The organism is Actinomyces sp. ICM58 (assembly GCF_000283035.1).
Lineage (GTDB): Bacteria > Actinomycetota > Actinomycetes > Actinomycetales > Actinomycetaceae > Pauljensenia.
This window is the reverse complement of the sequence record NZ_ALIY01000155.1, coordinates 1-9,796: the sequence shown is the minus strand read 5'-3', so window position 1 is coordinate 9,796 and position 9,796 is coordinate 1. Positions and strand designations below refer to the sequence as shown.

The 9,796-nt window shown below is 66.2% G+C and carries 10 protein-coding genes and 2 pseudogenes; 5 read left to right on the top strand and 7 right to left on the bottom strand.

The window, feature by feature from the left end:
* A pseudogene (locus HMPREF1138_RS11295) lies at positions 1-481 on the top strand (serine/threonine-protein kinase); the annotation flags it as partial.
* Positions 454-2,487, top strand: a complete 2,034-nt coding sequence (pknB, locus tag HMPREF1138_RS07320; RefSeq protein WP_009058108.1) for a Stk1 family PASTA domain-containing Ser/Thr kinase — start codon at positions 454-456, stop codon at positions 2,485-2,487. The pseudogene HMPREF1138_RS11295 and the gene pknB, both read left to right, overlap by 28 nt.
* A gap of 498 nt (positions 2,488-2,985) precedes the next feature.
* Here the strand turns inward: pknB and HMPREF1138_RS07315 are convergent, their stop codons facing one another.
* The 4 genes from HMPREF1138_RS07315 to HMPREF1138_RS07300 form a co-directional block, all read right to left on the bottom strand.
* Positions 2,986-3,672: a glutamine amidotransferase-related protein gene (locus tag HMPREF1138_RS07315; RefSeq protein WP_009058129.1), complete on the bottom strand. Its 687-nt coding sequence runs from the start codon at positions 3,670-3,672 to the stop codon at positions 2,986-2,988.
* A 142-nt stretch (positions 3,673-3,814) separates the two neighbouring features.
* Positions 3,815-3,976 (bottom strand): hypothetical protein, encoded by a 162-nt coding sequence (locus HMPREF1138_RS11405; RefSeq protein WP_003791609.1) that lies wholly within the window; start codon positions 3,974-3,976, stop codon positions 3,815-3,817.
* Positions 3,977-3,986: 10 nt separating this feature from the next.
* Positions 3,987-4,748 (bottom strand): class E sortase, encoded by a 762-nt coding sequence (locus HMPREF1138_RS07305; protein WP_009058118.1) that lies wholly within the window; start codon positions 4,746-4,748, stop codon positions 3,987-3,989.
* On the bottom strand, positions 4,741-5,442 hold the full coding sequence (locus HMPREF1138_RS07300) for a DUF881 domain-containing protein (RefSeq protein WP_009058135.1): 702 nt from the start codon (positions 5,440-5,442) through the stop codon (positions 4,741-4,743). Before HMPREF1138_RS07300 ends, HMPREF1138_RS07305 begins: the two co-directional genes overlap by 8 nt.
* 124 nt (positions 5,443-5,566) lie before the next feature.
* Between HMPREF1138_RS07300 and HMPREF1138_RS07295 the strand changes: the two genes are divergently transcribed.
* Complete coding sequence (locus tag HMPREF1138_RS07295; RefSeq protein ID WP_009058111.1) at positions 5,567-5,830, top strand: cell division protein CrgA; 264 nt, start codon at positions 5,567-5,569, stop codon at positions 5,828-5,830.
* Between the two features lie 523 nt (positions 5,831-6,353).
* Complete coding sequence (locus HMPREF1138_RS07290) at positions 6,354-6,932, top strand: hypothetical protein (RefSeq protein WP_155887152.1); 579 nt, start codon at positions 6,354-6,356, stop codon at positions 6,930-6,932.
* Positions 6,933-7,058: 126 nt separating this feature from the next.
* On the opposite strand, the gene HMPREF1138_RS07285 is transcribed toward HMPREF1138_RS07290, so the two are convergent.
* From HMPREF1138_RS07285 to HMPREF1138_RS07275, 3 genes are all read right to left on the bottom strand, one after another.
* Entirely contained in the window at positions 7,059-7,820 is a 762-nt protein-coding gene (locus HMPREF1138_RS07285; protein WP_009058131.1) for a Rossmann-like domain-containing protein, read from the bottom strand.
* A gap of 112 nt (positions 7,821-7,932) precedes the next feature.
* A complete protein-coding gene (locus HMPREF1138_RS07280; RefSeq protein ID WP_009058117.1) occupies positions 7,933-8,811 on the bottom strand; it encodes a rhomboid family intramembrane serine protease in 879 nt (292 codons plus the stop codon).
* Between the two features lie 108 nt (positions 8,812-8,919).
* Positions 8,920-9,441 (bottom strand): peptidylprolyl isomerase, encoded by a 522-nt coding sequence (locus tag HMPREF1138_RS07275; protein ID WP_009058109.1) that lies wholly within the window; start codon positions 9,439-9,441, stop codon positions 8,920-8,922.
* 150 nt (positions 9,442-9,591) lie between these two features.
* Between HMPREF1138_RS07275 and HMPREF1138_RS07270 the strand changes: the two are divergent.
* A pseudogene (locus tag HMPREF1138_RS07270) lies at positions 9,592-9,796 on the top strand (hypothetical protein); the annotation flags it as partial.

Sequence of the window (9,796 nt, the reverse complement as noted above, 5' to 3'; positions counted from 1 at the left end):
TCAGCGCCAGGCCGCGCGCTCCAACGTGCCCGCGCCCTCCCACCGCTCGAACGGACGACGCGCCGCGGACGCCACGGCCTCGTCCTCCACACCGACGACCACCGGCTCTACGCCGCGCGTCTACGGAACCGTGCCCCAGCCCCGCAGCAAGAATTCCAACACTCGCCCGCGGCGCTCCGTGTACGAGCCCCGCCCCGAGAAGAAGACCCGCGGTCCCCAGTGGCACGAGCTCGACGCACGCTCCGTCGACCGGAAACGACCGATCGCAAAGACCGCGTACTCGCGCAGCGTCGTCGCACCGCCCGTCCCGGCGAGCAAGAGAATCATCCGCGCGGCGATCATCGCACTCATCGCGATTGCGCTAATCGTACTCGCAGCAGTTACGATCAAGTACATGCTGAGCTCCCTCATCCAAACCAACGCGGGGGCAAACATTATCGAGGAGGTTAGGACATGGCAGAGCCCATGGCCCACCGTCTAGCTGGCCGATACGAGGTCCGCTCGCTCATCGGGCGAGGCGGCATGGCCGAAGTCCACCTGGGCTTCGACACCCGCCTCTCGCGCGTCGTCGCCATCAAGATGCTGCGGCGCGACCTGGCGCAAGATTCGATCTTCCAGGCACGCTTCCGCCGCGAAGCTCAGTCAGCGGCGTCGCTGAATCACCCGAACATCGTCGCCGTGTACGACACCGGCGAGGAGATCATCGAAGACACGACCGGCCGCTCGATCGCGGTGCCCTACATCGTCATGGAGTACGTCGAGGGACACACCGTCAAGGACCTCATCTCCGACGGGACGGCCGTGCCGATCAACGAGGCCATCGAGATCGTCTCCGGCGTCCTGTCCGCCCTGCAATACTCGCACGCCAACCACCTGGTGCACCGCGACATCAAGCCGGGCAACATCATGCTGACCTCGGACGGCAAGGTGAAGGTCATGGACTTCGGCATCGCCCGAGCCCTGACCGACTCGCAGGCGACGATGACTCAGACCAACGCAGTCGTCGGCACAGCGCAGTACCTCTCCCCCGAGCAGGCGCGCGGCGAGACCGTTGACGAGCGCTCCGACCTGTACTCCACCGGCGTCGTCCTCTTCGAGCTGCTGACCGGCCGCCCTCCCTTCAAGGGCGATTCTGCGGTGGCCGTCGCCTACCAGCACGTCGAGCAGATCCCGCCCACGCCCTCGTCGATCCTTTCCGACATCCCGGATTCCCTGGACCGCGTTGTGCTCAAGGCCCTGGCGAAGAACCGCGACGACCGCTACCCCAGCGCCGCCGCCATGCTCTCCGACCTGCAGCGCGTGGCTCGCGGCCTGGACGTGGGCGCCCCACCCACCGACTCCTGGGCAACCGAGGTGCTGCCCGCCACCGGCATGGCCGGTGCGCGTACAGCTGCCACCACCCCGATGGCCGCCGTCACCCCCCACGCCGTCGCCCCACACGCTGCCGCCCCCGCCGGGGTCGCGGCAACCTCAACGTCCCTGCCCGCCGTGGCGACTGACGACGCGGCCAACGCTGCCGCCAAGGCACGCAAGCGCCGCACAGCGATCATCGCGTCCCTCGTCCTCATCGCCCTGCTCCTCATCGCAGGCAGCGTGTACGCGCTCACGCGCGGCGCGTCGACGGCGGAGCCGACGGCGGTTCCCAACGTCGTCGGCCTGTCGCAGACCGATGCGAAGGCCCAGATCGAAGCCGCCGGCTTCACGTGGGAACTCAACCCCGACAAGGTCGCCTCCGACACCGTGGAGGCCGGATCCGTCGTCTCGACTGACCCGGCCGCGGGCACGTCCGCCGAGAAGGGCGCCACCGTGCGCGTCACCATTTCGTCGGGCCCCGACTCCGTCGTCGTGCCCGATAACCTGGTCGGCATGAGCCCCGACGAGGCCCGCAAGGCCATCGAGGCCCAGGGGTTGAAGTTTGAGCAGAGCTCGAAGACGGTCGCGTCCGACACCGTGCCCGAGGGCAAGGTCGCCGAGACCAACCCCTCCCCCGGCACGAAGGTGAAGGCTGGCCAGACCATCACCGTGTCCCTGTCCTCGGGTTCCTCCGAGGTCGAGGTCCCGGATCTGCAAGGCATGAGCCAGGACCAGGCGCGCAGCGCCCTGAAGTCCGCCGGCCTGGAACTCGGTAACGTGACGAGCGTCGATTCCGATAAGGAGAAGGACCGCATCGTCTCGCAGGATCCCGCGACCGGGACGAAGGTCAAGAAGGGTACGAGCATCGCCGTGTCCGTGTCCAACGGCAAGAGCGCGCAGGTGGAGATCCCCTCCGTCGTCGGCATCGGCCGTGACGACGCCGAGGCGCAGCTCAAGGCCCTGGGCTTGACCGTCACCGTCGAGGAAGTCGCGGGCTCGCAGCCCGCCGGCCAGGTCCTCTCTGTCGAGCCTGGCGAGGGCTCGAAGGTGGACAAGAACTCGACCGTGAAGCTGAAGGTATCCAAGGGCTCCCAGGGGAACACCCCCAGCCCGAGCCCCACGAAGAGTCACTGACGCGCGCCGCGCGAGCGGCACACACCGCCCCTGCGGCACGCGCATCGAGGCCCGCACTCACAGGAATCCTCCTGAGGTGCGGGCCTCGTCGTGTGCGCGGGTGTGCGGGCCTCGTCGTGTGCGCGTGTGCACGGGTGTGCGCGGGTGTGCGCGGGCGGCCTCGACAATGCACGGCTACCAGGGACCGGTGCACCCGCCTCATCACGGTGGAAGCATGTCTTCCACAACGCACGCCTGCCAGACAACCAGCTCTGTTGGCAGGTGCTGTGCTGCGACGCGACGCGGGCTTCACTGCATGCGGGCGTGGCCAACACGCGCGGCAGGAAAACAGGCCCCTGACGTGGATAGGTTGTGACGATGTGGATAGGTTATTGACATCCGGATAGGTTAATAAGCTATCCACATACGCGTAACCTATCCGGATGCTCGTAACCTATCCGCATGCGCGCGCCCACAAGCACACCTGCGGCACGGTAGCTGCCACGCGGACTGCAGAATCTACAGCGTGAAACGCTCCGCGACGACGGGCTTCAGGGACACGGCCCGCTCGCGTGCGCCAGCGTCGCCGCAGGCTGCCAGCCAGTTGGCGAACATGAGGTGCCCGGACTGGGTCATGACGGACTCGGGGTGGAACTGGACGCCCTCAAGGGGCAGGGAGCGGTGGCGCACACCCATGATGATGCCGGACTCGGTAGCCGCGGAAACCTCGAGCTCGTCGGGCATGGTCGCGGGGTCGATCGTGAGGGAGTGGTAGCGGGTGACGGTCAGCGGCGAGGGCACGCCCTCGAACACGCCGCGCCCGTCGTGCGTGATGACGGAGGTCTTGCCGTGCATGAGCTCGGGTGCGTGCCCGACGGTCGCGCCGTAGAGCTCGCCGAGGGCCTGGTGGCCCAGGCACACGCCCAGCATCGGGATCTCACGCTCAGCGCAGTCGGCAATGGTCTGCAGGGAGGCGCCGGCGCTCTTGGGGTCGCCGGGTCCGGGGGAGATGAGGACGCCGTCGTAGCCGGCCTCGAACCACGCGGGATCCACGACGTCGTTGCGCACCACGTCCACGGCGGCACCCAGGTGACGCAGGTAGCCCACGATCGTGAAGACGAACGAGTCGTAGTTGTCGACGCAGAGGATTCGTGCCATTGCCGGTCCTTTCATGTACGAGGCTGTGGCCCCTTCTCCGGCCTCCATCGTAGGGCGCTCCCCCAGCGGGCGCGCGGGCGCTGTCCGTTCTCCGGGCGCCAAGGCGCGGACGGCGGTAGCCAACCGACGCCCGTGGATACGGCACGAGGCCGGGGTGGCCCCGGCCTCGTCCCTTCCCGGAGTGAGCGGTTCAGGCGCCGCCGACGGAGGACTGCCCCAGTTCCAGGTAGGACTGGACCCAGGGGTAGACCCAGGTGAACAGGGCGGCGACGGCCGCGCCGATGAGGGCCAGGGATTCGATGACCTTGAACCAGGTGGGGCCGGGCAGGTGGCGGAAGATCCATGCGTACATGTGGGGTCCTTCAGTTCGTGGGTTCGTCGACGAGTTCGGCGGGCACGCCCGTGTCCTTGGGGGTCCAGGATTCGAACTTGAGGTGGACGATGTAGCGCTGCCAGTTGCCGTATTCGGGGTGGCAGGTGGTCATGGTCATCCAGCGTTCGGTGGGGACCTCGGACCAGGATTCGTCGTCGATGACGGGGGCGACGACGCGCATCTGGGTGGGGTCGGTGGCGTCGATGATCTCGGAGGAGACCATGGAGTACACGAGGTAGCGGTCGTCGACTTCCACGACGACCTTGTCGCCCTGGGTGAGGCGGTCGATCCAGCGGAAGTTGTTGCCGTAGGTGCGGCGGTGGCCGGCGACGGAGAAGTTGCCGACGCCGCCGGGCTGGGTGGTCATGTCGTAGTGGCCGGCCCAGCCCTGGTCGAGGACGTAGGAGGTGGTGCCTTCGGCGAGGGGGATTTTCATCCAGTCCCAGGTGGGCACGTGGACGATGCCGTAGACTTCGCCGTCGCCGACTTCGCGGTCGAAGGCGGGCGGGTCGTCGGTGCGGATTTCGCCCTGGGTGCGCTTGGCGGGCTGGTGGCTGTCTTCGTACGAGGCGATGGTCTGGGAGACCTGTCCGGAAACTTGGTAGGTCGTCCAGTAGAGCTGCCAGACGGAGAAGAGGCCGATGACGAACGCGAAGGTGATGAGGAGTTCGCCGACGACACCGACGATATTCCAGAAGACGTTGGAGCGCTTTTTCTTTATCGGTGCGGGTCGGGCGACGTGTTCACCCATGCGATTCCTCCACGGTTGCGTAGTTGACGGTCAACGAGGTTGTTGCGGGTGCGAAGCGCAGGGAGTCTTTGGTCTGCATGTCCCACCCGAGGCCGTACTTTGTCACGTAGGCCTGATAATTCACCATACGTGGGTTTGCAGTAACCGTCGCGCGCAGGGTGTCAGGATCACCGATTGCTTGAATCACATAGGGCGGTGAGTAGCTGGTTCCGTCGACGAGGATGACGTTGCCGATGCAGCGGATGACGGTTCGGTTGGTGATGCGCACGCCCTGGACGGTCATGGCTTCGGCGCCGCCGGCCCACAGGGCGTTCATGGTGTCCTCGATGTCCTGCTGGTGGATGACGAGGTCGTTGGGGGTGGCTCCGGCTGGGATCTGGCCGGGGGGCGCGTCGGAGAGGGTGATTTGGACGCCGGGGCCGCTCACGGGGCTGGTGGATCGGGCGGTGAAGGCGTCTTCGTCGGGGGCTCCGGATTGGGGCGCGGAGGAGAAGCTCTGCACTTGGGCGTCGAGGGAGGATACCTCGTTGTCGAGGGTGGAGACCTGGGCTTGGCGGGTGCGCACGAGGGTCGCCAGGTTCGAGGTCCCGGCGGGGTTTTTGCGCTCGTTGAGGGAGGAGACGGAGAAGAGTAGGCCGGAGGCGATGGTGACGGCGAGGACGGCCACCGCGTGGCGGGCTGTGCGTGCGCGCATGATTTCCCCCTCCGTGGCGCTGCGTTTTGGTACTTCTCAGGTCCGAGACTACGCTAGTGTTGCGACTAATTCATCACCGCCGGGCGATTTGTCTTCCCGCGCGGGCCAGCAGAGAGGACCCGACGTGGCCGAATCTAAGAAGCGTAAGAAGAATGGGCACGAGGTCGAGGACGATACCGAGATCAAGAACTGGACGGATGGCATTCCGTTGAGTCCCGCATGGTGGGCGCCGACGTTCGTGGCCCTCATGATCCTGGGTCTGCTGTGGGTCGTCGTCTACTACATTTCCCAGGGCATTTACCCGATTCCGAAGCTGGGCGCATGGAATATCGCGGTGGGGCTGGGCACGATGATGGTGGGCTTCCTGATGACGTTGCGCTGGCGCTGAGCGCGCATCGTCGTTCGATACGTGAGTGGGGCGTTCCGGCTGCGGCCAGGGCGCCCCACTTCTTGCCATGGACGAGGCTGGGGCGGGCTATGCGGACGTCCGCGCCATCGTGACAACAAGGCTGGTAGCGTCGTCACATGGATACTATGTCACGCAACACATATGGATGTTGCGCTGCCGATCCTCTACACCCACGCCACTCGCCAAGAGGATGGCATGTGCCGTACTACATCGGATTTGACTGATGATACCGCTCACCGTTCCCAGGTTTCATCTTCCTGATGACAAGACCCCTCCCACGCCGCGCGCACAGGACGCGAGGGCGCGGCGAATGCTGCCATCCTGTGTGATACTCGTCGTGTGTGTGATTGGCACCACACTCGGCGCACGGTGGGTCGCTCAGATTCCCAGTTATTCGATCTGGCAGTTCGAACTAGCGTGGGTGTCACTCAACCTTGGAGCGACACTGCCGCACATTGTCGAGCGAAGCCTTCACGCGTTCTCCAGGCCACGCCCACGATTCATGAATTCATCAATTGTGATTCCTGGGAGCTACGAGCAGATCGGAGACGTGGTCACGAGCTGTCTGACATGGTTGTCGGCCGCCTTCATGCTCGTCTGGGCCACGATGATGCGTCAGCCGGTGTTCGCTGTCCTTACTGCGTCCGCAACCGCAGTACTGGCCTTTTTCTTGTGCTCGCGTCGCCCGCTCGCGGATCTGCGGATAGCCTTCGGTGACCGGCAGACGACGACTCTGACTGAAGAGGGGATTCACTTTCACTATCCACCCCTCCTGTCTACTGAGGAACACAAACGGAACACGGAGGTGTGGGTCCACTGGAAGGACCATCTCGCCATCGGCTCGGTAGACGACGTGAACATTTTGTTTTCCGGTGATCTCACCCATCAGGGACGTTGGACGATCTCCTCTCACCATCTCGGGCTGCCCTACACGGGCCTCGATGCCCTCATGCGTCACTTCGGCGCGCACCCCGAGGACCGTCCCCTCCTCTCCTCGCCCGAAGGAGTCACCCTGGTAGCGCGCATCCTCGAGGATGCCCGCGCACGCCTGACAGAAGGCGCAGAGGAAGGGGCCGACTAGCCACGCGTGGCCCGCGGCCCATCACGGCGCGGGGCTCAAGGGCCACGGACCACGGTGTGGGCGCCGGAGACGAACGCGAAGACACGAGGCCGTGGCCGACAACCGGGCCACAGCCTCGTTCGCGCGTCAGGGGCGGCTGAGCTCGACCCTCATGCCGGCGTCGTACATGCCTTGCAGGGTGCGTCCGGCGAGGCCGTCTTCGAGGCGGGCGGGATGCGCGCTGGCGAATGACATGACGGTCGTGGCTCCGGCTCTCAGGATCGCGGGAGAGGCCGGAGTGGAGGGGCCCAGGACGACGGTGTGCGCGTCCGCCGCGAGCGCGAGCAGGCGCGGCATCGTCTTGTTGACGAACGCGGATCCGGAGATGAACACGTAGTCCATTTCGGGGAGCAGGTATTCGCAGGCGGAGTCAGGGTAGTCGCCCTCGAGGACGTTGCGTTCGAGGATGTTGAGTTCCGCGGTGTCGGGCATGGCGGCGGGCGCGAAGGGGAAGTGGCCGATGATGGCGACGCGCTTGCCAGCGACGAGGGGCGCGTATGGGTGGAAGGTGCGCGCCCAGTTGTTTTCCTTGCAGGGGCGGAACCCGTGGGCGAGGGCGCGCACTGGATGGGAGTGGTAGGCGTTGACGGCCGCCATGCCGACGCCGGCGTCCTCGAAGTTCCAGGATTTCGCCAGGGCGGCGACGTCGCGCAGGGGGCGGCCGACCAGGTCGGAGGGGTCCTCGAGCGCGCGCGGGCGGGACTGGACATTCATGCCGAAAGCCATGCCGGCGCCGTCCTCGCTGGTGGCGACGCGACGCCACTTGCCGTCTGTGTGGATCGCGGTGACGGTGATGTCGGCGGGAATCTCGTCGATGAGCTGGTCGTACAGGTCCCAGGGGCTGGTCATGGTGTCTCCTGTGGGAAGCATGAGGGAGGGCCCGGCACAGCGCCGGACCCTCCCTATGTTAGGTCATCCTAAGACAACTCGCCGATGCCCCGTGGATGCGACGGCGCCCCGATCACGCCCCGTAGACCTCGACGAGGAGGCGGAACGCGAGGGCGTTGAGCACGACCATGCCGACGATCATGCCGAGCGCAACGACCGTTTCACGCCGGTTCTGCTGCGCCTGCGTGACGCCCGCGCGCGGGCGAGCCATGCGTGCCAGGACCCACGTCGCCGCCACGCCGGCGATCGCCCCGCCGATGTGCCCCTGCCAGGAGATGCCGCTGACCATGAAGCCGTAGACGAGGTTGATGCCGAGCAGCGTCAGGATCACGGTCGTGTCCGACCCACCCAGGCGCTGGAGGACGAACACGGCGCCGAACAGGCCGAACACCGCGCCCGATGCGCCCACGGTGCTCACGAAGATCTCGGAGGGCTGGATGAGGCACCAGGCGATAATGAAGGCCGAACCGCCCAGCGCGCTCACCAGGTACAGCGCGAGGAAGCGCCACCGGCCCATGGCCGGTTCGATCGCCCGCCCCACCCAGTACAGGGAGAGCATGTTGAACAGAATGTGCGTGATGCCGCCGTGCAGGAACGCGCCAGTGAGGACCGTCCACGGGTGCGTCATAAGGGTCGCGGGCAACAGGGAGAGCGAGGCCTTGAGGGACGGGGACACCGAGGTCACCAGGTACATGAGGACGCAGATCGCCATCATCGCGTAGGTGACAACCGGCGCGCCGGCCGCGACCGCGCGCGACGCGGAACCCATCCACCGCTTCTTGGAGGACGTGCAGTCCACGCAGATGGAGCGGACCTCGGTGGGGATCGCACAGTCCACGCACATGGGCCGGTTGCAACGCTTGCAGTAGTCCACGCTGCGCACGCCCGGGTGGCGCGGGCAGTCGGGGGCGGCCCGCGGATCGGAGCGCTGGCCGTAGCTCGGCATGCTCATAGGGTCCCTTTCAGGAGTGGGTAAGGGACGAGGCCGGGGTCGCCCACCCCGCCAACTGCACTGAGCAGCGGGGGTGGCCCCGGCCTCGTCGAAAAAGAGAAGAAAAGGTCAGTCGACGATCTCGATCGAGTTGATGACCTGATCCGTGACGGGGCGGTCGTTGGCGCCCGTGGGGGTCGTGGCGATGGCGTCGACGACGCGCTTGGAGTCCTCGTCGACGACCTTGCCGAAGATGGTGTGGTTGCCGAGCAGCCACGGGGTGGGGGCCACGGTGATGAAGAACTGAGAGCCGTTGGTGCCCTTGCCCATGCGCTTGCCGGCGTTGGCCATGGCGAGCAGGTAGGGGTCGTTGAAGGTCAGTTCGGGGTGAATCTCGTCGTTGAACTGGTAGCCGGGGCCGCCCGTGCCGGTGCCGAGGGGGTCGCCGCCCTGGATCATGAAGCCGGGGATGACGCGGTGGAAGATGGTGCCGTCGTAGAGGGGACGGGAGGTCTTCTGGCCGGTCTTCGGGTCGACCCATTCACGCTCGCCTTTGGCCAGGGTCACGAAGTTGTGAACCGTGTTGGGGGCGTGGTTGGGGAACAGTTCGACGGTGATGTCGCCGGCGGTGGTGTGCAGAATAGCTTTCATGGGGTTAATGGTTACATCTTTTCCTGGGTGTTTCCTGTCCGTCACACGGGTCGCCCTGGTGGGTGGGCTGCACATCACAAGCGGATGTAGCACAATAGGAGTGAGTGGCGCGGCCGCGCCCCAGTTAATGTGGACAGATTCGGAGACATCATGGCTACTTCGCCTTCTTTCGATGCAGAAAAGCTGCGCGCTACCTCTGAGCAGCTTCGCGACGCCGCCGCTGTGTACGCCGGGAAGGTTGCCGTCCGGGCCGCCGATCTGGCGAACCAGGGCGTTGGTTGGGCTGCGCCCCGCGCGCAGGCCGCCCTGACGAACGCGATTGAGCACGCGACCCCCGCCATCGAGAACGCCGCCG

Excerpts from the sequence above, each read along its gene's own strand:
- pknB (WP_009058108.1), top strand. The coding sequence starts at position 454 with ATGGCAGAGCCCATGGCCCACCGTCTAGCTGGCCGATACGAGGTCCGC.
- HMPREF1138_RS07315 (WP_009058129.1), bottom strand. The coding sequence starts at position 3,672 with ATGGAGGCCGGAGAAGGGGCCACAGCCTCGTACATGAAAGGACCGGCA.
- HMPREF1138_RS11405 (WP_003791609.1), bottom strand. The coding sequence starts at position 3,976 with ATGTACGCATGGATCTTCCGCCACCTGCCCGGCCCCACCTGGTTCAAG.
- HMPREF1138_RS07305 (WP_009058118.1), bottom strand. The coding sequence starts at position 4,748 with ATGGGTGAACACGTCGCCCGACCCGCACCGATAAAGAAAAAGCGCTCC.
- HMPREF1138_RS07300 (WP_009058135.1), bottom strand. The coding sequence starts at position 5,442 with ATGCGCGCACGCACAGCCCGCCACGCGGTGGCCGTCCTCGCCGTCACC.
- HMPREF1138_RS07290 (WP_155887152.1), top strand. The coding sequence starts at position 6,354 with ATGAATTCATCAATTGTGATTCCTGGGAGCTACGAGCAGATCGGAGAC.
- HMPREF1138_RS07285 (WP_009058131.1), bottom strand. The coding sequence starts at position 7,820 with ATGACCAGCCCCTGGGACCTGTACGACCAGCTCATCGACGAGATTCCC.
- HMPREF1138_RS07280 (WP_009058117.1), bottom strand. The coding sequence starts at position 8,811 with ATGAGCATGCCGAGCTACGGCCAGCGCTCCGATCCGCGGGCCGCCCCC.
- HMPREF1138_RS07275 (WP_009058109.1), bottom strand. The coding sequence starts at position 9,441 with ATGAAAGCTATTCTGCACACCACCGCCGGCGACATCACCGTCGAACTG.